Origin of the sequence: Tsukamurella hominis (assembly GCF_965137015.1) — a bacterium.
Lineage (GTDB): Bacteria > Actinomycetota > Actinomycetes > Mycobacteriales > Mycobacteriaceae > Tsukamurella > Tsukamurella hominis.
Genome location: NZ_CBCRZG010000020.1, coordinates 49777 through 71117 on the forward strand (window position 1 = coordinate 49777; position 21341 = coordinate 71117).

Sequence of the window (21341 nt, forward strand, 5' to 3'; positions counted from 1 at the left end):
GAGAAGACGGTGCCGGGCCCGAGTCGTGTCCGGGACTTAGGTCCAGGCCTCCTCGATGCGCACGTCGCCGTCGGTGAAGGGCAGGTCCTTCCCCACGGTGTCGGGCCGGTCCAGCACCGAGGCCGCCACCAGCGCGACGTTCGCGCGCGACGTGCCGGGGTTGTCCGCGGCCCGCACCGCCGCGGGATCCACCCGCCCCGTGGGCTCGTCGAGAGTCAGGCGGCCCGGCATGAGCACGGTCCAGTCCAGGTCGGAGGCGCGCACCGCGACGTCCGCGGCGGCCTTCGCCTCCGCGTACGGGAAGAAGGCGTCGGTCTCCGGGACGCCGTGATCCGGCGCGGCGCCGAGGTACGAGACCATCACGTAGCGCTTCACCCCGGCCGCCTCGGCGGCCTGGACGGACCGGATCGCCGCGTCGCGGTCCACCGCGTAGGTGCGGTCGGGGTTCCCGCCGCCCGCGCCCGCGGAGAAGACCACCGCGTCGGCGCCCGCGAGCGCCGCCGCGATCTCCTCGCGCGACGCGTGCTCGACGTCCAGGACCAGGGGTTTCGCCCCGGTCGCGGCGACGTCCGCCGCGTGCTCCGGGTTGCGGATCCACGAGGTGACCGCGTCGCCCCGCGAGCTGAGGACGCGCGCCAGGATGAGCGCGATCTTGCCGTGTCCACCGATGATCGTGACAGCTGCCATGTGTTCCAACGTACGCGCTCCGACGTGTGTGAGATCGTGACCGCTCAGCGGCGACGATCGCACACAGGCCTGGCTTCGGGAACCGGAGCCGGAGCAGGTGCGTCCAATGGGTATGGGGGAGCGAACGGTTGATTCGGTCGCGCGTCGCGTCGCGGAGCATCTCGCGGATCACGACGGTGTGATCACGCGGAAGGCCGCGATGGAGCTCGGCATGAGCTCATCGGCGGTGATGCGCCGGGTGCGGGAGAAGCTGTGGATCCGGCTGGGCGGGGGTGTCTATCTGTCGGCCACGCACACCTTCACGGATGAGGCCCGACTGCGCGCGGCGGCCGCCGCTACCGGCGGCGCGGTGGCGGGCCTCGCCGCCGCGTGGTGGCACGGCATGGTCGAGTCGCCGCCGGACCGGGTGGTGGTGACGGTTCCCCGTGACCGTGCGCGGGCTCCCACCCTGCCCTGTGCGCTGGAGGTCCATCGGCGTGACCTGCTGCCCGTGGATCGTGAGGTGGTGCGCGGGCTCGCGGTCACCACGGCGGCGTTGAGCGCGTTGGAGGCGGCCGAGATCGCCGGGAGTACTGTGCTCGATCGCGCCCTGCAGGAGGGCGTCGTCACGGTCGATTCGCTCGCGGCAGCAGTGAAGCGGAACGCCGGCCGGCACGGGATGCCGGAGGCCCGGCGGCTCCTCGAGGTGATCGCGGGCGATGCGGAGTCCGAAGCGGAGCGTCGCTTCCAAGCACTGATGGAGGTGCATCACATCACGGGATGGTGCGCGCAGTTCCCCTTCGGGGTGTACGCGGTGGACTTCGCGTTCCCGGCCCAGCGGCTGGCGATCGAGATCGATGGGTGGGCGTTCCACCGGACCGCGGAGCGCGCGGCGAGCGACGCGCGGAAGCAGAACCGGCTCACCCTGGCGGGGTGGCGGGTGCTGCGGTTCGGCTGGCATCGGATCGACGGCGACGGCGAGTCCGTGATCAGCGATGTTCTGGAAGCGGTGAACGCGGCCGCGGTGTGAGCGGAACCGCCTCCGCGCCGGTTCCGTCTGCCTGCCCGGCACCTGCGATCCCTCCTGGCGCGAACCTGTGTGAGATCGTGACCGCTCAGCGGCGACGATCGCACACAGGCTTCAGCCGCCGAGGGGCATTGTCGCGAGCCGCGCGGCGAGGACGAGGAGCAGGAGCCCGATCGCGAGGTTGATGGCCCGCCACACCCCGGGCCGGCCGAGCACGCCCGACATTCGGCGGGCGCCGAAGCCCAGCAGGCAGAACCACGCGATGCTGGCGACGACGGCGCCGAGCGCGAACCACCAGCGGTCGGTGCCGTACCGCGTGGACGCGGAGCCCAGGAGCAGCACGGTGTCCAGGTAGACGTGCGGGTTCAGCCAGGTCAGCACCAGCACGCCGGTCACGACGGCCGCGACCGAGGCGGCGCCGTCGCCGCCCGCGACGAGCCCCTCGGACCGCCGCGCCGACCACAGCGACCGCAGGCCGTAGCCGACCAGCACCACGGCGCCCGCCCACTTCACCACCTCCATGAGCAGCGGCCGGCCGGAGACCGCGGCGCCGAGGCCCGCCACCCCGGCGAGGATCAGCGCCACGTCCGAGGCGATGCACACCGCCACCACCGCACCGAGGCCGCGCCCGCGCACGCCCACCTGCAGCACGTAGGCGTTCTGGGCGCCGATCGCCACGATCAGCGAGAGCCCGAGGCCGAGGCCGGCGAGGAGTGCGGAGGTCATGGCACCGACGCTAGGGGCGGGACGTGCATTAGTGCCAATACGAAAACGCGATCACCCATTAGAATCGCTTCATGCTGAGCGGGCACCACCTGGAGACCCTCGTCGCGGTGGTCGAGGAGGAGAGCTTCGGCGCGGCCGCCGCCCGCCTGCGGATCACCCAGTCGGCGGTCAGCCAGCGGATCCGCGCCCTGGAGCAGCAGGTGGGGCACGTGGTCGTCACGCGCGAGGGCCCGTGCCGCCCCACCGCGCAGGGCGAGGTGCTGCTCGGGCTCGCCCGCGGCGTCGCATCTCTCGAGGCCGACGCGCTGGGCCGGCTCGCGGGCGGCGCGCCGTCGGCCGTGCTCGACGTGGGCGTCAACGCCGACTCGCTCGCCACGTGGTTCCGCGACGTGATCGACGCGGTCGCCGCCCTGCCCGACGGCCCGCTGCTGCGCCTCGTCGTGGACGACGAGCATCACACCGCCGACCTCCTGCGTGCGGGCTCGGTCCTCGGCGCCATCACCACCGACCCGGAACCGGTGCAGGGCTGCGCCGTCGAGTACCTCGGCACCATGCGCTACCTCCCGGTCTGCACCCCCGGTTACGCGGACCGATGGCGCTCCGGCGGACGCTGGCGCTGGCGCGAGATGCCCGTCGTGCAGTTCGACCTGCGCAAGGACGAGCTGCAGACCAAGGTGCTGCAGCGCCGCGGCGTGAAGGAGTCGCCGCCGATGCACCGCATCCCGTCCTCCGAGGCTTTCACCTACGCCGTCCGCGCCGGTCTCGGCTGGGGGAGCCTGCCCGAGGCGGACCTCGGCGACGCCCTCGATCGCGGCGCCCTGATCCGGCTCACGGACGACGTCGTCGACGTGAAGCTGTACTGGCAGTCCTGGCGGCTGCACACCCGCGCGACCGAGCGCCTCGCCGACGCGATCCACGCCGCGGCCGCAGTCCACCTGCGCTGATCCCGCGCGTACCCGCCGGGGCGCGAGTACGTTGGCGCTCATGCCGGATCACCCAGCGCCGCACCCGCTCCGCACCCTCCACGAGGGCCTCAGCGACCTCGACCGCCGGCTGTTCGACGCCGTCGCCGACTCGCCGAGCCCGCTGCTGGACCTCACCATGCGCCCGCTGTCGGCCGCGGCCGACCACTCGAAGCTGTGGATGGTCATCGCCGCGGGCCTCGGCGGCCTGGGCGAGCTGTCGTCGCGGCGCGGCGCCGTCCGCGGCGTCGCCACGCTCGCCGTCACCAGCCTCATCGTGAACCAGGGGCTCAAGCGGATCTACCCGCGCCGCCGCCCCGTGCACGACGGGGTGCCGGCCAAGCGCGCCCGCCGCCAGCCCACGTCGACGTCCTTCCCGTCGGGCCACTCGGCCGCCGCGGCGGCGTTCGCGATCGGGGTGGGCCTGGAGAACCGCATCGCGGGATATGCGCTCGCCTGCCTGGCCGGGGCGGTGGGCTTCTCCCGGGTCGCCACCGGCGCCCATTACCCGGGCGACGTGCTGGCCGGCTTCGCCGTCGGCGCGGGCGTCGCGGTCGCGGGCGCCCGCCTGGTGCCGCCCGTCGACGACAGCCGCACCATGACGCCGGAGCCCACCGTCGAGCGGATCGCGACGGATCCCGACGGCGCCGGCCTCGTCGTCGTGCTCAACCCCGCGTCCGGCGACGGCACCGGCACCCGCGTCGCGGAGGAGATCCGCAGCACCCTGCCGAAGGCCGAGATCGTCGAGCTCGACGAGGATTCCGACATCGAGGCGGTCGCCGCCGAGGCGGCGGAGCGCGCGGAGTTCCTCGGCGTCGCGGGCGGCGACGGCACGGTCGCGACGCTCGCCGCGCACGCCGTCGCCGCGGACAAGCCCCTGGCCGTCTTCCCCGCGGGCACCTTCAACCACTTCGCGAAGGACATCGGGGCCGAGAGCGTCGCCGCCGTCGTCGATTCGATCCGGGCCGGGCGACTCGCCCATGTCGACGTGGTGTGGCTCAACGACGAGAAGCTGCTGCTCAACACTGCGAGTATCGGCGCCTACCCGGAGTTCGTGCGCGCCCGCACGCGGTACCAGCGGCGGCGCATCGGCCGGGTGACCGCGACGGTGCGCGCGCTGCGCCGGGTGCTCCGGCACACCGCCCCGGTGGAGGTGCGGATCGAGGGCCGCCCGGTCACCGTGTCCTTCTTCTTCCTCGGCAATTCCATGTACGGCGCACCGGGTTTCGTGCCGGGGCGGCGGACCCGGATCGACGACGGCGTGCTCGACGTGCGGTACCTCGAGGACGGGCACGGCAACGCGACCGCCCGGCTGTTCGGCTCCTGGATCAGCGGGCGGATCCGCAACTCCAGGGTCTACCGCGAGGTGCAGGCCCCCGTCGTCACGATCGAGGCCGACGAGCCCTTCCGCGTGGCCCACGACGGCGAGGCGGGCGAACTGCACACCCGTGCCCGGTTCCGGGTGGACTACCGGGCGCTGCGCGTCTTCGGCACCAGCCTCACGCGCTGACCCGCACTCACGAGACGCCCAGCAGCGTCATCTCGTTGGCGTTGATGTCCGCGGCGATGAGGGTGCCCGTGCCGCCGCCGGTCCCGGTCCCGTCGGGCCGGGTGTGCACCGTGTTGACCACGCCGACGGCGGTGAACGTCCCGTCGGGCCACCGGGCGTAGACGGGGCCGCCCGAATCCCCTTCGACGGCGGGGATCCCGGCCCAGGTGACGCGGGTGCCGGTCACGTCGTCGAGCACACCGCAGTGCTTGCCGGTGCGCGCGCCGACGACGCAGATCTCGGGCCGTCCCGCGCGCAGGTCCTCAGTGCGGCTGACGCCCCGGACGGGGCCGATCGCCCGCGCGACCGGGGCGACGTCGCTCCCCGCGAGCTGGATGATCGCGATGTCCTGCCCGCGGGTGCTGCGGGTGGCCTTGATGTACTCGCCGAACGGGGTGCTGCCGCCGTCCGGGGTCAGGTAGCGGGCGACGGGATTGCGGCCCGGCCGGGCCTTCCCGGCCAGCTCGGCGCAGTGCCCGGCGGTGAAGGCCACGACCTGGCCGCCGGGGTAGCGGGCGAGGAAGCCCAGGGTGCAGACGCTCGCGTACACGCCGAACGGGTCGGCGTACGTGGTGATCCCGGACCCGGTGGTGGGTTTCGGCGCCGTCGCGGGCTTCAGGCCGGGCGCCACCACGTCGTAGGGCTGCACGACGGGCGTCGTGATCACGACCGTCGGGCTCGACGGTGCCTCCGGTGCGGCGACCTCGTCGCGCTGGACCACGGCGCAGCCGCCGAGCAGGAGAACCGACACCGCGCACGCCGCTGCCCGCAGCGGGCGGCGGGCGGCGGTCATCGGCTCAGCGTAGGGCGTCAGGCGCGCGAGCGGATGGCCTCGGTGACGGCGGAGATCGCCAGCGCGCGCACCACGTCGACCTTCGCCTCGACCTCGCCGGTCGCGGCGGAGATGAAGGCGTCGCCGTCGAACCGCGTGTGCGGCGGGTCGATCGCGCGGGCCAGCCCGTCGTGCGCGCCCTGGGCGAGGATGAGGCACTCGATCTTGGTGAGCTTCGCGTTGGTGAGCACCACGCCGATGGTGGTGTTCTGCCGGTTGCCGCCGAAGGGCTCGTAGTCGCCGAAGTCGGGGGTCCCGGCCTCGCCGGTGAGGATGTCGCCGAAGGCGTTCACGGCGCACAGCGCGCCGACGATCACCTCGCCCGCGCGGACCTCGGCGTACGCGAGGCCGGCGTCGTGCAGGTTCTCCAGGCCGCGGGCCTTGCCCGTGGTGGCGCCGGTGCCGGCGCCGATCAGGCCGTGGAGCTCGGTGTCGGTGCTCGCGGAAGCCGCTGCCGCGTAGCCGTTCTCGGCGGTCGGGCGGATCGTCGGATCGCCGACCATGAGGTCGAACAGGCCCAGGGTGGGCACGATCGGCACGCGCCCGGCCACGGTCTCGACGCCTCGGCCCTCCTCCTCGAGCCGGCGCATCACCCCGTCGGCGCTGGCGAGGCCGAAGGCGGAGCCCCCGGTGAGCACGGCGGCGTGGATCTCCTCGACGGAGCGCTCGGGGGAGAGCAGGTCGAACTCGCGGGAGGCGGGGGCGCCGCCGCGCACCTCCCCGGAGCCGACGGTGCCGTCGGGGAAGGTCACGACGGTGCAGCCCGTGCGGGCCGCCGCGTCGGTGAAGTGGCCGACGCGGACGCCGGGGACGGTGACGCTCGGGACGACGGGCATGCTCCCAGGCTACGACGGTGCCGTCACGCGCGGGCGGCGGCGGGTCGGGCGCGGGGTGTCAGGCGCGGGTGGGGGCGTACGCGGCCTCGTAGGCGGCGCGGGTCGCGTCGCGGCGCTCGGCCACGGCGGGGTTCTCCAGCTCGGGATCGAGGCCGTTCTTCTCCAGCCGGCGGGCGCGGTTGGGGCGCATGTAGGCGGCGTTGTAGAAGACGGCGAGCAGCGCGCCGAGCAGCACGGTCGCGCCGCGCAGCGCCAGCGGGCCGGGCAGCAGCATGAGCAGCGCGTACACCGGCAGCACGGCGAGCTGGCCGCGGATCAGGTGACGCGCGGCCCAGGTGCGGCGGGTCAGGGTGCGGCGCACCCACTCCCGGTTCCGTTCCGGCAGCGTGCCGGTGTAGACCCAGGCGAGGTAGTGCAGGGGATCGGGGCGGTGGACGGCGTTCATCGGGACTCCTTCAGTGCGCCCGCGGCGAGCGCTTTGGCGTTGACGGTGGTGAGCACGCGGTGCAGGTCCTCGAGCTCCTCGAGGCTCGCGCCGAGGCGTTCGATCACGGCGGGCGGCACGGCGAGGGCCTGCTCGCGCAGCCCGTGGCCGGCCTCGGTGAGCTCGACGTCGATCCGGCGCTCGTCGTCCGTGGAGCGACCGCGGGTGAGCAGGCCCTGCGCCTCGAGCCGCTTGAGCAGCGGGCTCAGGGTGGGCGAATCCAGCTGCAGCGCCTCGGCGATCTCCTTCACCGACCGGGGCGACGCCTCCCACAGCGCCAGCATCACGAGGTACTGGGGGTGCGTGAGCCCCATCGGCGCCAGGATCGGCCGGTACACCGAGAGCACCGCGCGGTTGGCGACGGCCAGTGCGAAGCACACCTGGCGCTCCAGGGCGAGCGGGTCGGGATCTGTCATATCCCGACGGTAGCAGATAAGTAGTGCACGAATCAATAGTGCACTAACTATTCCTCGGGGCCCTCCCAGGGCGCCTCGTCGGCGGAGGGCAGGTCGCCGGGGAGCAGGTCGCGCCGGAAGCCTCGCCAGCTGGGTTGCCGCAGGTGGCCGCCCCGGCGCAGCGACGAGTACCGCACGTCGCCGATCACCTTCGGCAGCACCCAGACCGCGTCGCGCGCCTCCGGATCGTCGATCGGGGCGGTGAACGGGGAGCGGCGCATGCGCAGCGGCTCCAGTTCGTCGGCGAGCGCCGCCAGGTCGCGGTCGCTGAACCCCGACCCCACCGACCCCAGGTAGACGAGCCCCGTCTCCGCGGGCAGACCCACCAGCACCGAGCCGATCCCGTTCGCCCGCGAGCCCTTCCCCGGCTTCCAGCCGCCGATCGCGACCTGCAGATCGCGCCAGTTCTTGTGCTTGAGCCACGCGCGCACCCGCTGCCCGGGCAGGTACGGCGAATCCCGCCGCTTCGCGATGATCCCCTCCCAGCCGAGCTCCGCGCTGAGCGCCGCGGCCTCCGCGCCGGTCGCCGCCTCGACGAGCGGCGGCACGCTCACCGCGGTGTCGTGCTCGAGCAGCGGCGCAAGGCCTTCCAGCACCTGGCGGCGCACCGTCCACGGGCGCTTCGTGAGGTCCACGCCGTTCAGGGAGAGGACGTCGAAGAGGTACAGCTGCACCGCGCCGGCCCGGGTGTCGCCGCCCGCCATCAGGTGGAACGACGGGACGCCGTCCGGATCGAGCACGACCGCCTCGCCGTCGAGCACCACGTCCATCCCGTCGAGATCGGCTGCCAGCGACTCGAACTCGGGGAACTCGCCGGTCACCGTGCGGCCCGATCGGGTGCGCAGGGAGACGGCGCCGCCGCGCACCGTCGCGATCATGCGGTAGCCGTCCCACTTGCCCTCGAAGGCCCAGTCCGCGCCGGAGAGACCGTCGATCGCGGACTCGGTGGGCAGCATGGGATCCGGCGCGAGGCCCGCCGCGGGCTTGGCGGGCGTGGACGTGTCCTTGGTGAGGTGCGCCAGCCAGTTCTTCTCGCCGGTGCGGATCAGTGCGTACCGCTTGCCCTGCAGGCGGTTCCCGTGCAGCGTGACGATCACTTCGTTCGAGCGCCACTTCTCCAGCTCGTAGGTGCCGTGGTCCCAGATGGTCACGTCGCCGCCGCCGTACTCGCCCTTGGGGATGCTGCCCTCGAAGGCCGCGTAGTCCATCGGGTGGTCCTCGGTGCGGACGGCGAGGTGGTTGATCTCGGGGTCGTCGGGGAGGTTCTTCGGCACGGCCCAGGAGGCGAGCACCCCGTCGTGCTCCAGGCGGAAGTCGTAGTGCAGGCGCCGCGCGTGGTGCTCCTGGATGACGAAGATCGGATCGCCGGACGACGGTGCGCCGCCGAAGGGCTCGGGCGTCTTCCGCGCGTCGCGCTTGGCGCGGTACTCGCCGAGGTCGACGGGCTCGGGCGGCAGCGCCGACGGTGCCGCCGGGGCGGACCCGGCACCGTCGAGCCCGGCGAGGAGGTCGCCGTCGGCCAGGGCCCGCGCGAGCACCTCGCCGAACTCGAGCTGGCGCAGGCCGGGCCGGGCGAGCTCGTCCCAGGTGCGCGGCGCGGCGACCCACGGATGGTCCCGCCCCCGCAGCGAGTACGGCGCGACGGTGGTCTTGGAGGCGCTGTTCTGCGACCAGTCGACGAAGACGCGGCCGCCGCGCTGGTCCTTCGCCATCGACGCGGTGACCAGCTCGGGCGACTCGGCCTCCAGCTGCGACGCGATCGCGTGCGCGACCTTGCGGGCGCCCTGCGCGGAGATGCCGCCGGGCAGGGGCGCGTAGACGTGCAGCCCCTTCGACCCGCTGGTCACGGGGTAGCCGTCCATGCCCATCGCGGCGAGCAGCTCGCGGATGCGCAGCGCGAGGGCGGCGCACTCGTCGAGCGTGACGTCCGGGCCGGGATCCAGGTCCAGCACGAGGCGGTTCGGCGGGCCCGGCACCTCGGGGCGGTCGGGGTCGGCACCGTCGGGCACGAAGGCCCATTGCGGGACGTGCAGCTCGAGCGCCGCCTGCTGGCCGAGCCACACCATGCCGGCGGCGTTCTCGATGATCGGGTACTGGGACTCGCCGTCGGAGTGGAACTGGCTGCCGCGGCGGATCCACGCGGGTGCGTGGGTCGGCAGCCGCTTCTCGAAGAAGGCGGTCTTGTCCACGCCGTTGGGCCAGCGCTTGCGGGTGAGCGGGCGGTCACGCAGGTGGGGGAGCGCGAACGGCGCGATCGCCTGGAAGTAGTCGATGACCTCGGCCTTCGTGGTGCCCGTGGCGGGGTAGAGCACCTTGTCGAGGTTGGTCAGCTGCACGCCGACGCCGTCGACCTCGCGGTTCTCCCGGATCTGCGCCACGGCCCCATTATCGAGCTCATCGAGCCGAAACGGGGGAGTCGTGTCGCCGAAACGATGATGCGCGAAAGGCATCGCCTCTGACCTGGGGCTATACCGTCCGGTGATGCGGTGGGCGCATCGCCGTCGCCGCGGGACGCGGAGGCGGAAAGTCGATCGGCAGGGCGTCGGAGACGTGAACACGACCGGTGATGCGCCACCCGCATCGCCCCGCTCGTCGAAAGACGCTTGACCTGCAGGTTCTCGGTGATGCGCGCCGCGCATCACCTTCTCGGACGAGAAGCGACCCCGTTCGGAGTCCGGAGGCGGGTGCGGGATCTCCTCTCGCTAAATGACTCCTCACCAGTCACAATGGTCACATGCGCGCGATATGGACGGGTGAGCTGTCGTTCGGGCTCGTGAACGTGCCCGTGAAGGTGTACTCCGCGATCGAGAGCCACGACGCGAAGTCGCACCAGGTGGACTCGAAGGACGGGGTCCGCATCCGCTACAAGCGCGTGCGCGAGGGCACCGACGACGAGGTGGAGTTCTCGAACATCGCGAACGCCTACGAGTCCGACGGCGGCGACACGGTGGTGCTCTCCAAGGAGGACATCAAGTCGATGCCGGTGGAGAAGCACCGGGAGATCGCGGTCACCGAGTTCGTGCCGCGCGAGGACGTCGACCCGATCATGTTCGACAAGCCGTACTTCCTGGAGCCCTCGTCGAAGTCGCCCAAGGCCTACGTGCTGCTGCGGAAGGCGCTGCAGGAGACGGACAGGCTCGCGATCTGCACCTTCACGCTGCGTAACCGCACACGGCTGTGCGCGCTCCGCGTGGTCGGCAACGTGATGGTGCTGCAGACGCTGCTCTGGCCCGACGAGGTACGCACGCCCGAGTTCCCCGCGCTGACCGAGGACGTGAAGATCCGCCCGCAGGAGCTGGCGATGGCGGCCTCGCTCATCGACTCGATGGCGACGGACTTCGACCCGGAGCAGTACGAGGACGACTACCAGGTGCAGCTGCGCCAGCTGATCGAGGCGAAGGCCACCGGCGGCACCGCCTTCCCCGAGGCGCCCGAGGAGGAGGCCGAGGACGACGAGGTCGCCGACTTGCTCGCCGCGCTCAAGGCGTCGGTGAAGAACCGGGAGTCGCAGGCCGAGCGGCCCGCCCGCAAGCGCGCCGCGGGCTGATCACCGCCGGCCGACGGCGTCCCCGAGGTCCGCGAAGGCGCGCCGGGCCAGGTCCTCCAGGTCGACGGTGCCCTCCGCCGCGATCCACTCCTCGTACGCGGCGGTGAAGGCGGCGACGCCCGCTCCGGCCACGACCCGCGCGACCCGGGGCGACGCGCCGCGGCCCGCGAGCGCGGCGGCGACGGCGCGCCCGAGGGAGTCCATCTTGTGCAGCTCGCGCTCGCGGAGGGCGGGCGTCGCGTCGATGACGCGCTGCCGCTCGATCGGCAGGGCGCCGCGGCCGGCGATCATCCGCGCCATCGTGCCGAAAGCGGCCTCGACGACGTCGATCGGCGCGGCCCCAGGGGCCGCCTCGGCGGCCTGCGCGGCGAGCGCCTCCTCGAGCAGCCCCTGCCCCCAGAACAGGACCTCCTTCTTGTCGGCGTAGTGCCGGAAGAACGTGCGCTCGGTGAGTCCCGCGCGTTCGGCGATCTGCGCGACGGTGGTGGCGTCGTAGCCCTGCTCCGCGAACAGCGCGAACGCCGCCGCCTCGAGCCGCTCCTGCGCGTTCGGCTGCCACCGTGCCATGCGTCGAGCCTACGAAACGGCCGCCGGATCCCAGCGCGCGATGTCGTCGACGAGGCCCGCGCCGCCGGGCGCCCACCCCAGCGCGGCCCGGGTCCGCTCGGTCGACGCCGTGGTGTCCAGGGCGAGCAGCGGTGCGAGGAAGCCGAACCGCTCCTCGGCCTCGCCGAGCCCGACCGCGTCGACCGGGACCCCCACGAGCCGGCCGACGGCACCGGCGATGTCGGCCACCGCCACCGCCTCGCCGGCGGCGTGGAAGACCGATCCCGCTGCGCCCTTCTCGGCGGCCAGGCGGAACAGGCGCGCGGCGTCGCGGCGGTGCACCGCGGGCCAGCGCTGCGCCCCGTCGCCGACGTACCCGGATCGCCCGGTGTCGCGGGCGATCGCGGCGAGGCGGCCGACGAAGCCGGCGGGGACGTCGTCGTGCACCGACGGTGCCAGCCGGACCACGGACGAGCGGACGCCTCGCTCCGCGAGCGCGAGCGCGGCGGCGAAGCCGGCGGACCGCGGGGACGGCGGCATCGGGTCGGTCTCCAGTGCGTCCCGCCCGCCGACCAGCCCGAGGAGGCCGGAGGCGATGACCAGCGGCCGGCCTGACCCGGCGAGCGCCTCGCCCATCGCGTCGATGGCCGCGACCTCGACCCGCGCCGACTCGGCGAACCGCGAGAAGTCGTGATTGAACGCCAGGTGGATGACTCCGTCCGCGGCCGCGGACGCCGCGCGGAGCACCGCGGTCTCCTCGATCGTGCCGCGGACCGGTTCGGCGCCCAGGGCGCGGACGGTATCGGTTCCGCGATCGGACCGGACCAGGCCGGTCACCTCGTGGCCGGCGCCGAGCAGCTCGGTGACCACCGCGGAGCCGACGAAGCCGGACGCGCCTGTGACGAAGAATCGCATGGTGAGAGCCTCCTGAAAGAAGTGATGGCAGCTACTGACATCACCGACGATACGCCTGATGTCAGCAACTGTCATCAGGGTCCGGCGCGCGGGTCAGAGCGTGCGCTTGAGCCCGACGTGTTCGGAGCGGTACCCGAGCCGGGTGTAGAAGGCGCGCGCCCGGTCGCGGGAGGCATCCGTGGTGAGCTGCGAGAGCACGGCGCCGTGCGTGCGGCCGTGGTGGTGCGCCCACTCGATCATCGCGGTGCCCAGCCCCTGCGACCGGTGGCCGCGCGCGACCCGGACCCCCTCGATCTGCAGCCGCGTCGAGCCGCTGCGGGACAGCCCCGGGATCACTGTGAGGTGCATCGTCCCCACGACGTCGCCGGCGGCGTCGCGGATCACGGCGAGGTATTGCGAGCGGTCGCGGGTGACCAGCTCGAAGGCGCTGTCGTACTCGGCGGCGTCCCCGACCTCGCGGGCCGCGCCGAGCTCGTCGTCGGCGAGCAGCGCGACGATCGCGGGCACGTCATCGCGGCGCGCGCGCTCGATCCGGTAGGTGCCGCCGACGCCGCGGAGCACTCCGCCGACGGAGGCGCGGGCCTGCAGCTCGCGGACCACCCCGTCGAGCCAGGCCCCGACGTTCGCGCGCGCCTCGAGGGTGTCGGGGTAGCGGCAGCGCAGGTGCAGCCCCGCCTCGTCGAGGATGAACCAGAGCATCACCCCGTCGGTGCGGATGGTGGCGCCGACGTATTGCGCGTCGAGCCGAGTCGCGTCCACCCGGACCGGCAGCCGCCGCAGGTCCAGCCACGAGATCGCGAACATGCCCGGCGCCTCCGGCATCCCGCCCCACTGCTCGAGCACGTCGGCGAGCGGCCACGATCCGAGCCGCACCGCCTCCTTCACCGCCCCGGCCGCGGCGGCCGGCTCCGCGGACGGGGAGTCGATGACCGAGTTGGTGATGAACCAGCCCACCGAGTCGTGCCACGTCTCGTCGTAGCGGCTGTGCACGGGGAACACGGCGCGCAGCGGAGCCCCGGCGAGGTCCAGGGTCACGCGGGTCAGCGCCGCCACCGTCGCTGAGAGGGTGGAGACGCCCGCCTCCCGGGCCGCCGCGGCGAACGCGGCGACCTCGTCGGTGCCGAAGACGTCGCGGACCTCCACGCGCTCGCGGTGCGCCTCGGGGGTGCCCAGCGGCAGGGGGAACAGGGGCATGACTCCGCCGCTGGCGGTGATGATCTCGGCCCAGCGGCGTCGCACGTCGCCGGGCGCGGAAGGGCGGTCCGCCAGGGCCCGGGTGTGGTCGACGAACGGCGGGACCGCCTCCGTCGACGGTGCCCGGTCCGCCCGGACGTCCTCGAGCGCGGCGAGCAGATCGCGCGCGATCACGAGCATCGACCACATGTCGGTGTGCGAGTGGTCGGCGGCCACGATCACCGTCGGCCCGGCGGCGGTCTCGAGGACGCAGAGCCGGTGCGCCGGACGGCGATACGGGGAACAGGCGTCGTCGAGCACGTCCCGCAGGGCGTCGTTGACGGCCTGACCCGGGCCGATCGCGTGCTCCACCCAATTCCCCGGCCGGACCGAGATCTCGTGCAGGGCGGGCCCGTCGGGTCCGGGGAGGAAAGCGGTCCGCAGCGTGCCGTGCCGGGCGATCACCGCCAGCCAGGCGGCGGCGAGCTGCTCGCGCGGCACCGGGTCGGGGAGCCGGAAGGACAGCGCCATCCACGACCCGGGCCGGTCCCCGCCGCCCACGTGCCGTGCCTGGTCGAAGGACACCGGCAGCGCCGCCCCCGGCTCCGACACCGCGACGTCGTAGCCGTACAGCCGGCCGAAGGGCAGGCGCAGGTGGGCGACGTTGGTCAGGCGCATGGGCGGTACCCTAGCCCTCCGACGACCCCTTTGCGCGGCGAGAGAAGGCCGGATGACCAGCTTCGACGTCCCCGGGGCGCGGCTCGCCGCCGAGTACAGCGACGAGCACGGCCGCCCCGTCGTGCAGCTGCACGGCCTCACCTCCAGCCGCGCCCGGGACCGGGTGCTGGACCTGGACCTCGGCCGCGGCCTCAGCGGCACGCGCCTGCTGCGCTACGACGCGCGCGGCCACGGGTTCTCCACGGGCCGCGCCGTCCCCGACGACTATCGCTGGCCGAACCTCGCCGACGACCTGCTGCGACTCCTGGACCACTGGTTCCCCGGGGAACAGGTGCACGGCGTCGGCCCGTCGATGGGGACCGGCACGCTGCTGCACGCCGCGGTCCGCGAGCCCGGCCGGTTCAGCGGGCTCACGCTCATGGTGCCGCCCACCGCGTGGGCGACGCGCGTCGCCAAGGCCGCCGAATACCGCGCCGCCGCAACGCTGATCGAGGAGCGCGGGCTGGAGGAGTTCCTCGCCGCGGGCGAGGGGGCGGTCGCGCCGCCGGCCACCGTCGAACACCCGCCGACGCGCCCCGACGTCCCCGAGGCGCTCCTGCCCTCGCTTTTCCGGGGCGCCGCGGCGAGCGATCTCCCCGTGCTCGGGGAGATCGCCCGCATCGACGTGCCGGTCACCGTCCTGGCCTGGATCGACGATCCGTCGCACCCGGTCTCGACGGCCGAGGAGCTCAGCAGGACGCTCCCGCGGGCGACGCTGTCGATCGCTCGGACTCCGCAGGACGTGCAGGAGTGGCCGTCGGTCCTGCTCCGGGACGTCGCGGGCTGAGGCGGGAGACCGCCACGCCGACGAGGCACAGGACGCCGCCCAGCAGGCCCCACGCGGTGGGCGTCTCGGCCAGGAACGCCCAGCTCAGCAGGATCGACAGGCCCGGCACGGCGTAGGAGGACGAGGCCGTGACCCCGGCGGGGGTGTGCGCGAGCGCGTACGCCCACAGCAGGAAGGCGAGCGCCGTGGGCACGAGGCCCAGGTAGATCACGCCGACGGTGCTCGACATCGGGGCGGCCGCGAGCTCGTCGAAGAGCCGGGGTGCCCAGGGCAGCAGCACGATCGCGCCGACGCCCGCGCCGAGCGCGGTCGCGGTGAGCGGGTCGACGGTGCGCAGCACCAGCTTCTGGGCCACCACGCTGATGCCGTAGAGCAGGGCGGCCGCGACCGCCAGGGCGACGCCGGCGCCGTCGCGCCGGCCGTCGCCGGTGAAGGCGATGATCGCGGCCCCGGCGAAGCTGATCGCGATGCCCACCACCAGTAGCGGAGGGAAGCCCTCCTGTAGGAAGGCGCCGGCCAGCACCGCGACGATGATCGGCGCGATGTTGACCAGCAGCGCCGTGGTGCCGGCGTCGAGGTGCTGCTCCGCCGCGTTGACCAGCACGGTGTACAACGCGAACCACAGCGCGCCGTAGCCGATCGTGAGCGCGAGCGTCCGGCCGCGGGGGAGCCGGACACCGCCGTTGTACAGGGCGTTCATCCCCCAGATCACGCCGAGGACGGCGGCGCCCACCAGCAGGCGGCCCTCCGCCATGGCGATGGGGGAGACGTGCGGGCCGATCCCGCGGATCACCACGAAGGCCGAGGCCCACGCGAACATCACGGCCACCAGGGCCAGGGCGGGGAGTCGTTTCGTCATGACTTCACTCTGCGACCGCGTCGGAGTAAGCACAAGCGCATATTTCTGCATTATCATTCAGTAAGACTGAATGGAGGACGCCATGCTCGACGCACACCGGCTCATGATCTTCCGCTCCGTGGCCGCCACGGGCTCGGTGGCCGCGGCGGCGGCCAGCCTCGGCTACACGCCGTCGGCGGTCTCGCAGCACGTCGCCGCCCTGCAGCGGGAGACGGGGCTCAAGCTGCTGGAACGGGTCGGCCGGGGCGTCGAGCTCACCCCCGCCGGACGGGTGCTGGCCACCGAGGCCGACGGGGTGCTCAGCAGCCTCAACGACCTCGGCGCCACCGTCGACGACCTGCGGGCCGGCAAGGCGAACCGGATCACCATGAACGTCTTCGCCACCGCGGGCACGCACTGGATGCCCTCGGTGGTGCAGACGCTCAGCGCCGAGTTCCCCGACACCCGGCTGCGCCTGCGCATCGAGGACGAGGTCACCGAGATCGCCGCCCGGCGGCCGGATCTCGCCGTCGCGGTCCGGCAGGAGCACGGGCAGACCACGGCCGTGCAGGGCTTCTCCGCCGAGGACCTCGTGGTGGAGTCCTACGTCGCCGTGGTGCCCGCCGACCACGAGTTCGCGGGCCGCGAGCTGGTGGACATGGCCGAGCTCGAACACGAGCGCTGGATCGACAACGACGTGCGGCGCGGAGCCTGCCGCCAGGCCGTGCTCGACGCCTGCGCCGCAGCCGGTTTCACACCGCGCTTCGTGGTCGAGACCACCGACTACCCGTCCGCGCTGCGGTTCGTCGCGCGGGGCGTGGGCGTCACCGTCCTGCCGCGGCTGGGCGCCACCGAGCTGCCGCCCGGCACCGTCGCCGTCGACGTCTGCAACCCGGCGCCGCGGCGCACCATCGTCGCCTACGTCAAGGATTCCGAGTGCCGGAACCCCGTGGTGCGCAGGGCCATGCACCTGCTCCGCGAGGCCGCCGCCACGGCTAGTCGTCCGTGAGCCGCGCGGCGACCGCCACCATCGCGAGGCCGGAGGTGAGCGGCACCAGCAGGGTGACCGCGAACCCGGTGTGACCCCACGCCAGCACCTGCGCGAAGACCGCACCGGCGCAGGCGATCGCGAGCGCGGTCCCCACGGCGTCGGAGAGCTTGAGCGCGCTGGAGTTGGTGCCCTGCTCGTCGTCGGCGCTGCGCGCGAGCATGAGGATCGACAGCGTCGGATAGGTCAGGCCCATGCCGAAACCGCCGACCGCCCAGGTCGCGAAGATCACCGGCCACGGGGCGTCGAGCGCGAAGGACGCGGCGACCGCCGTGAGCGCGAGCACCAGCAGGCTCGACCCGATGAGCGGCAGCCGGTCGCGCACCGGGCCCGTCGCGGGGATGCGCGCCTGCACCTGCGAGGCGAGCGCCCACAGCAGGGCCGCGCCCGTCATCACCGAGCCCGCGGCGAAGGGCGAGAGCCGGTCGATGTGCACCAGGTACAGCGGCACGTAGATCTCCGCCGCGAAGAAGGCGCCGGCCATGAGCAGGTTCGCGAGCATGAGGCGCGGGATGCCCGGCCGCGCCGTCAGCGCGCCCGCGGGCAGCATGCGTCGGGTGGCGAAGAGCCCGATCGCGAGCCCGGCCGCCGCGACCGCGAGGAGGACCGCGCCGCCCTTCGGTGCCGCGAACTGCGCCACCGCCGTGCCCGCGCCCGCCGCCAGCGCGGCCAGCAGCAGCCCGCGGTCCGGCGGATCGTCGTTGCGGTAGGGAGATTCGTCGAGGTCGACGGTGGCCCGCAGCGTCGCCACCAGGGCCAGCAGGGACGGACCGGCGAGCCCGAGGAACACCCAGCGCCAGCCCACCGTGTCGGCCGCGAGGCCCGCGATGGCGGGGCCGACGAGCGACGGGACCACCCACGCCGTCGAGTACGCGGCGAAGACCTGTGGCCGCCCCTCCGGCGGCACCAGCCGGCCGACCATCGCGTAGAGCACCACGCTGATCAGGCCGGAGCCCAGGCCCTGCACGCCGCGGCCCAGGGCGAGCACGCTCATGCCCGGCGCGGCGCCCACGATCACCAGGCCCGCCGCGAACAGCAGCGCGCCCGCGATCAGCGGCGGTTTCACCCCGCTGCGGTCCACCCACGGCCCCACCCAGGCGATCGCGACGATCATCGCGGCGAAGGCGGCGCCGAACGCCACGGAGTACTCGGCGGTGGCGCCGAACTCCTCCGCGGCGCGCGGCAGCACGGTGCCCACGGCCAGGGACTCGAAGGCGGAGAAGGAGATCAGCGCGACGGACCCGATCAGGAACCAGCGCAGCCGGCCCCGATCGGAGACGGTCCGCACGCTCTCGTCGATGGTCATTGCTGGGACGCTAATACGTCGACCATGGTTGAGGTCAACCGGGAAAACCGGTTGATCGCAAAGGCCCGGAGCGGCATCGTGGAAAGGTGCATACCGACCTCAGCCCCCGCAGTCGCGTGCCCCGCATGCTGCGGCCGCTGCTGCGCCGGGACTACCGCCTCCTCTTCATCACCCTGCTCTGCGCGCTGACCACCGACGGCATGTGGCTGGTCTCCGTGGTGTGGCAGGTGATCGACATGGGCGGCTCGGCCACCAGCGTCTCGCTGGTCTCGGGCGCCGCCTCCATCGGCCTGCTCGTCTCCACCCTGGCGGGCGGCGTGCTCGCGGACCGGGTATCGCAGCAGCGCATCCTGTTCGTGCTGGAGCTGCTCAAGGTCGCGGTCATCGGCGGCATCGGCGCGCTGATCGTCGCCGACGCGATCACCGTGCCGATCCTCATGGCCGGCTCCCTCGCTCTGGGCCTGGTGTCGGGCTTCTACTTCCCCGCCTACTCCGCGCTGGTGCCCCGGCTGGTGCCGGCCGCCGAGCTGCTCGCCGTCAACGGCTATGAGTCCGCAGTCCGGCCCGCCGCCGCGATGGCCGTCGGCCCGGCGGTCGCGGCCTGGATCATCGCCGTCGCCGACCCCGGCGCGGCGCTGCTGGTGGCCGGCGCGATCTGCCTGTTCGCCGCGCTGTGGGTGGTCCGCATCCGGGTGCCGGAGCCCGACGGTGACGACGAGGCCGAGGAACCCGGCTCGCCGCTGCGCGACCTCTGGGAGGGCATCGGCTACGTGCGGCGGACCCCCTGGCTGCTCGCGACCCTGCTCTTCGCGAGCCTGATGGTGCTGGTCACCGTCGGCCCGATCGACGTGCTGCTGCCCTTCGCGATCAAGGACCAGGCGCACGGCGCCGCGAGCGAGCACTCGATGATCCTGGCCGCCTACGGCTTCGGCGGCGTGGCCGGCGCGCTGTTCATGGCGGCCCGGCGAATGCCCCGTAGGTATCTCACGGTGATGATGGGCATCTGGGGCGTCGCCTCGCTGCCGATGCTGGTCTTCGGCATGGCCGAGAGCGTCTGGCCCATGGTGATCGCCGGCTTCGTGCTGGGCGTGCTGTTCGAGGCGCCGGTGGTGATCTGGGGGACGCTGCTGCAGCGCCGGGTGCCGCGGCGGCTGCTGGGACGCGTCTCCAGCCTGGACTTCTTCGTCTCGCTGGTGTTCATGCCGTTGTCGTTCGCGCTGGCGGGCCCGGTGAGCCAGGCGATCGGCCTCACCGCCACCTTCGCCCTGGCCGCGCTGATCCCGATCCCGCTCGCGGTGATCGCCATCCTCGCCGCGCGGATGCCGCAGGACGAGCTGGAGCACCCGCTGCGCGACGACGACGTCGACGACCTCGATGAGGATCCCGACGGGGTGGGGCCGGCGTCGGCCGCCGACGCGGGGGCCCGCGGCGACGCGCCGGTTTCGCCGACCGTGAACGCTCCGCCCGGTGAGCGCACCGTCGGATAGGGTCGGACGTATGACGAGTGGGGTGACGAGCATCGAGACGCACGACTCGGCCGAGGCCGAGCGCCCCCCGCTGCTGCGCGAGGTGTTCGGCCGCGTGCTGCGGCAGGAGCGCACCCGCCAGGGCCGCACGCTCGCCGAGGTCGCGCGCGACGCCGGCGTCTCCACGCAGTACCTCTCCGAGGTCGAGCGCGGGCGCAAGGAGGCCTCGTCGGAGGTGCTCGGGAGCGTGTGCGATGCGCTCGGCGGCTCGCTGATCGAGTTCGTCGGCGGTGTGCACCGCGAGCTGCTCGGCGCGCGCCCGCGCCCGGTGGCGCTCGCCGCCGCCTGAGCTACTTCTTCTCGGCCGGCTGGTCCGCCGTGTCGGTCCCGGTGGGCTCGGCATCCGCTTCGGCCTGGGCCGCGGCTTCGGCCGCCTCGGCCTCCATCGTCGCGACGGCGTCCTTGCTGTAGCGCAGCAGGTGCGGGTGCACGGCCCGGAAGCCGCGGGCGCGGTAGGCGCGCAGGCTGCGGGTGTCGAGGTCCGGATCGTCGGCGATGGCCTGGGTGAAGTTGTCGTCGATGAGCACGGTGCCGGGCCGGGCCGCGCTGGTGAGCCGGGCGGCCAGGTTGACCACGCTGCCGAACAGGTCGCCGTAGCGCTGCAGCACCTCGCCGTACGCCAGGCCCACGCGCAGCTGGGGGAACTCGATCTCGATCACGTCGAGCTCGGGGTACTCGTGCGGGGCCTGCAGCTCCAGCGCGATGCGCGCGGCGGCCGACGGGTCGTCGGCCGCGAACATGACCTCGTCGCCGACCCCCTTGATGATGTGCCCGCCGCCGCCGTAGATCACCGCCTGCATCCGCGCCTCGAACGTCGAGACCAGCGTGTTCAGCTCCTCGACGGCGAGGCCGCGGCTCAGCCGGGTGTAGCCGACCATGTCGGCGAAGCCGACCGCCATCCGCGCGGTCAGCGCGTCCGCGTCCTCCAGGGTCACGAGCCGCTGCGTCGCGGTCGACAGGTGCCGCCGCCACACGTGCGACTGCAGGTTCTCCATCTTGTCGATGACCTGCGCGACCCCCGCCGACGGATCCTTCACCCCGGCGTCGCGGGCGTTGTCGAGATACATCTTCACGATGCTCGCCTGCCACTCGGCGAGGCGGTACATCGCCTGGCCGAGCGACTGCGCGCCGGGCACGACGGCTTCGCGCTCGACGACGTCGAAGGAGAACAGGTCCGCGAGGTCCTGGACGATGGCCACGTCGTCCTGCGTGAAGGCCTTCTGGTCGTCGTCGCGCAGGTCCGCGAAGCCGGCCGAGGTCCACCAGACGCGCAGGTCCTCCACGTCGATGCCGCCCTGCTCGGCGAGCTCACGGAAGGTGTACTTGCGTTCGCCCGGGAGAAGCAGAGCGTCGATGTCCAGATCTTCGGCGTCGCCCATACGACCACTGTATGGGGCATAG

At 73.3% G+C, this 21341-nt stretch carries 21 protein-coding genes; 8 read left to right on the forward strand and 13 right to left on the reverse strand.

The genetic code is table 11. From position 1 onward, the window contains the following. Positions 1-36: 36 nt before the first annotated feature. Positions 37-687 (reverse strand): NAD(P)H-binding protein, encoded by a 651-nt coding sequence (locus ACM9LD_RS20245; protein ID WP_068523400.1) that lies wholly within the window; start codon positions 685-687, stop codon positions 37-39. Between the two features lie 112 nt (positions 688-799). Between ACM9LD_RS20245 and ACM9LD_RS20250 the strand changes: the two genes are divergently transcribed. Beyond that, positions 800-1696, forward strand: coding sequence for a DUF559 domain-containing protein (locus tag ACM9LD_RS20250; RefSeq protein ID WP_415678347.1), 897 nt, complete (start codon positions 800-802; stop codon positions 1694-1696). A gap of 111 nt (positions 1697-1807) precedes the next feature. On the opposite strand, the gene ACM9LD_RS20255 is transcribed toward ACM9LD_RS20250, so the two are convergent. Beyond that, positions 1808-2419, reverse strand: coding sequence for a LysE/ArgO family amino acid transporter (locus ACM9LD_RS20255; protein WP_415678348.1), 612 nt, complete (start codon positions 2417-2419; stop codon positions 1808-1810). 71 nt (positions 2420-2490) lie between these two features. On the opposite strand from ACM9LD_RS20255, the gene ACM9LD_RS20260 reads away from it, so the two are divergent. Continuing rightward, positions 2491-3363, forward strand: coding sequence for a LysR family transcriptional regulator ArgP (locus ACM9LD_RS20260; protein WP_415678349.1), 873 nt, complete (start codon positions 2491-2493; stop codon positions 3361-3363). A 40-nt stretch (positions 3364-3403) separates the two neighbouring features. Beyond that, positions 3404-4891 (forward strand): bifunctional phosphatase PAP2/diacylglycerol kinase family protein, encoded by a 1488-nt coding sequence (locus ACM9LD_RS20265; protein ID WP_415678350.1) that lies wholly within the window; start codon positions 3404-3406, stop codon positions 4889-4891. 7 nt (positions 4892-4898) lie between these two features. Here the strand turns inward: ACM9LD_RS20265 and ACM9LD_RS20270 are convergent, their stop codons facing one another. From ACM9LD_RS20270 to ACM9LD_RS20290, 5 genes are read right to left on the reverse strand one after another with little or no spacing between them, the layout of a single operon-like run. Continuing rightward, positions 4899-5723 carry a chymotrypsin family serine protease gene (locus ACM9LD_RS20270; protein WP_415678351.1) on the reverse strand — a complete coding sequence of 275 codons (825 nt, stop codon included), beginning with the start codon at positions 5721-5723 and terminating at the stop codon, positions 4899-4901. A 17-nt stretch (positions 5724-5740) separates the two neighbouring features. Further along, positions 5741-6598 (reverse strand): P1 family peptidase, encoded by an 858-nt coding sequence (locus ACM9LD_RS20275; protein ID WP_415678352.1) that lies wholly within the window; start codon positions 6596-6598, stop codon positions 5741-5743. A 58-nt stretch (positions 6599-6656) separates the two neighbouring features. Beyond that, positions 6657-7043, reverse strand: a complete 387-nt coding sequence (locus ACM9LD_RS20280) for a DUF5313 family protein (RefSeq protein ID WP_415678353.1) — start codon at positions 7041-7043, stop codon at positions 6657-6659. Beyond that, on the reverse strand, positions 7040-7498 hold the full coding sequence (locus ACM9LD_RS20285) for a MarR family winged helix-turn-helix transcriptional regulator (protein ID WP_415678354.1): 459 nt from the start codon (positions 7496-7498) through the stop codon (positions 7040-7042). Before ACM9LD_RS20285 ends, ACM9LD_RS20280 begins: the two co-directional genes overlap by 4 nt. Positions 7499-7545: 47 nt before the next feature. Further along, on the reverse strand, positions 7546-9915 hold the full coding sequence (locus ACM9LD_RS20290; RefSeq protein ID WP_415678355.1) for an ATP-dependent DNA ligase: 2370 nt from the start codon (positions 9913-9915) through the stop codon (positions 7546-7548). 356 nt (positions 9916-10271) lie between these two features. On the opposite strand from ACM9LD_RS20290, the gene ku reads away from it, so the two are divergent. Continuing rightward, positions 10272-11084 (forward strand): non-homologous end joining protein Ku, encoded by an 813-nt coding sequence (gene ku, locus ACM9LD_RS20295; protein WP_415678356.1) that lies wholly within the window; start codon positions 10272-10274, stop codon positions 11082-11084. Here ku and ACM9LD_RS20300 read toward each other — a convergent pair whose 3' ends face one another. The 3 genes from ACM9LD_RS20300 to ACM9LD_RS20310 form a co-directional block, all read right to left on the reverse strand. After that, positions 11085-11651 (reverse strand): TetR/AcrR family transcriptional regulator, encoded by a 567-nt coding sequence (locus ACM9LD_RS20300; protein ID WP_415678357.1) that lies wholly within the window; start codon positions 11649-11651, stop codon positions 11085-11087. A 9-nt stretch (positions 11652-11660) separates the two neighbouring features. Next, positions 11661-12545, reverse strand: coding sequence for an SDR family oxidoreductase (locus ACM9LD_RS20305; protein WP_415678358.1), 885 nt, complete (start codon positions 12543-12545; stop codon positions 11661-11663). A 93-nt stretch (positions 12546-12638) separates the two neighbouring features. Next, positions 12639-14396 carry a GNAT family N-acetyltransferase gene (locus tag ACM9LD_RS20310; RefSeq protein WP_415678359.1) on the reverse strand — a complete coding sequence of 586 codons (1758 nt, stop codon included), beginning with the start codon at positions 14394-14396 and terminating at the stop codon, positions 12639-12641. Positions 14397-14448: 52 nt separating this feature from the next. Between ACM9LD_RS20310 and ACM9LD_RS20315 the strand changes: the two genes are divergently transcribed. Next, positions 14449-15222, forward strand: coding sequence for an alpha/beta fold hydrolase (locus tag ACM9LD_RS20315; RefSeq protein ID WP_415678360.1), 774 nt, complete (start codon positions 14449-14451; stop codon positions 15220-15222). On the opposite strand, the gene ACM9LD_RS20320 is transcribed toward ACM9LD_RS20315, so the two are convergent. Further along, complete coding sequence (locus ACM9LD_RS20320; RefSeq protein WP_415678361.1) at positions 15125-16081, reverse strand: DMT family transporter; 957 nt, start codon at positions 16079-16081, stop codon at positions 15125-15127. The two genes, ACM9LD_RS20315 and ACM9LD_RS20320, sit on opposite strands and share 98 nt — an antisense overlap. Before the next feature lie 82 nt (positions 16082-16163). Here ACM9LD_RS20320 and ACM9LD_RS20325 point away from each other — a divergent pair, with 82 nt between their 5' ends. Further along, entirely contained in the window at positions 16164-17069 is a 906-nt protein-coding gene (locus ACM9LD_RS20325) for a LysR substrate-binding domain-containing protein (protein ID WP_224651729.1), read from the forward strand. Here the strand turns inward: ACM9LD_RS20325 and ACM9LD_RS20330 are convergent. Continuing rightward, the gene (locus tag ACM9LD_RS20330; RefSeq protein WP_415678362.1) at positions 17056-18414 is read right to left on the reverse strand and encodes an MFS transporter; all 1359 of its coding nucleotides are present in this window, start codon (positions 18412-18414) and stop codon (positions 17056-17058) included. The genes ACM9LD_RS20325 and ACM9LD_RS20330 overlap by 14 nt on opposite strands. An 86-nt stretch (positions 18415-18500) precedes the next feature. On the opposite strand from ACM9LD_RS20330, the gene ACM9LD_RS20335 reads away from it, so the two are divergent. Beyond that, positions 18501-19901, forward strand: coding sequence for an MFS transporter (locus ACM9LD_RS20335; protein WP_415678363.1), 1401 nt, complete (start codon positions 18501-18503; stop codon positions 19899-19901). 10 nt (positions 19902-19911) lie between these two features. Beyond that, positions 19912-20229, forward strand: coding sequence for a helix-turn-helix domain-containing protein (locus tag ACM9LD_RS20340; RefSeq protein ID WP_259141997.1), 318 nt, complete (start codon positions 19912-19914; stop codon positions 20227-20229). Position 20230: 1 nt separating this feature from the next. Here the strand turns inward: ACM9LD_RS20340 and ACM9LD_RS20345 are convergent, their stop codons facing one another. Next, on the reverse strand, positions 20231-21319 hold the full coding sequence (locus ACM9LD_RS20345; protein ID WP_415678364.1) for an adenylate/guanylate cyclase domain-containing protein: 1089 nt from the start codon (positions 21317-21319) through the stop codon (positions 20231-20233). Positions 21320-21341 lie beyond the last annotated feature (22 nt).

Bases quoted from the DNA above. Each gene is read 5' to 3' on its own strand.
- ACM9LD_RS20245 (WP_068523400.1), bottom strand. From the start codon at position 687: ATGGCAGCTGTCACGATCATCGGTGGACACGGCAAGATCGCGCTCATC.
- ACM9LD_RS20250 (WP_415678347.1), top strand. From the start codon at position 800: ATGGGGGAGCGAACGGTTGATTCGGTCGCGCGTCGCGTCGCGGAGCAT.
- ACM9LD_RS20255 (WP_415678348.1), bottom strand. From the start codon at position 2,419: ATGACCTCCGCACTCCTCGCCGGCCTCGGCCTCGGGCTCTCGCTGATC.
- ACM9LD_RS20260 (WP_415678349.1), top strand. From the start codon at position 2,491: ATGCTGAGCGGGCACCACCTGGAGACCCTCGTCGCGGTGGTCGAGGAG.
- ACM9LD_RS20265 (WP_415678350.1), top strand. From the start codon at position 3,404: ATGCCGGATCACCCAGCGCCGCACCCGCTCCGCACCCTCCACGAGGGC.
- ACM9LD_RS20270 (WP_415678351.1), bottom strand. From the start codon at position 5,723: ATGACCGCCGCCCGCCGCCCGCTGCGGGCAGCGGCGTGCGCGGTGTCG.
- ACM9LD_RS20275 (WP_415678352.1), bottom strand. From the start codon at position 6,598: ATGCCCGTCGTCCCGAGCGTCACCGTCCCCGGCGTCCGCGTCGGCCAC.
- ACM9LD_RS20280 (WP_415678353.1), bottom strand. From the start codon at position 7,043: ATGAACGCCGTCCACCGCCCCGATCCCCTGCACTACCTCGCCTGGGTC.
- ACM9LD_RS20285 (WP_415678354.1), bottom strand. From the start codon at position 7,498: ATGACAGATCCCGACCCGCTCGCCCTGGAGCGCCAGGTGTGCTTCGCA.
- ku (WP_415678356.1), top strand. From the start codon at position 10,272: ATGCGCGCGATATGGACGGGTGAGCTGTCGTTCGGGCTCGTGAACGTG.
- ACM9LD_RS20300 (WP_415678357.1), bottom strand. From the start codon at position 11,651: ATGGCACGGTGGCAGCCGAACGCGCAGGAGCGGCTCGAGGCGGCGGCG.
- ACM9LD_RS20305 (WP_415678358.1), bottom strand. From the start codon at position 12,545: ATGCGATTCTTCGTCACAGGCGCGTCCGGCTTCGTCGGCTCCGCGGTG.
- ACM9LD_RS20310 (WP_415678359.1), bottom strand. From the start codon at position 14,396: ATGCGCCTGACCAACGTCGCCCACCTGCGCCTGCCCTTCGGCCGGCTG.
- ACM9LD_RS20315 (WP_415678360.1), top strand. From the start codon at position 14,449: ATGACCAGCTTCGACGTCCCCGGGGCGCGGCTCGCCGCCGAGTACAGC.
- ACM9LD_RS20320 (WP_415678361.1), bottom strand. From the start codon at position 16,081: ATGACGAAACGACTCCCCGCCCTGGCCCTGGTGGCCGTGATGTTCGCG.
- ACM9LD_RS20325 (WP_224651729.1), top strand. From the start codon at position 16,164: ATGCTCGACGCACACCGGCTCATGATCTTCCGCTCCGTGGCCGCCACG.
- ACM9LD_RS20330 (WP_415678362.1), bottom strand. From the start codon at position 18,414: ATGACCATCGACGAGAGCGTGCGGACCGTCTCCGATCGGGGCCGGCTG.
- ACM9LD_RS20340 (WP_259141997.1), top strand. From the start codon at position 19,912: ATGACGAGTGGGGTGACGAGCATCGAGACGCACGACTCGGCCGAGGCC.
- ACM9LD_RS20345 (WP_415678364.1), bottom strand. From the start codon at position 21,319: ATGGGCGACGCCGAAGATCTGGACATCGACGCTCTGCTTCTCCCGGGC.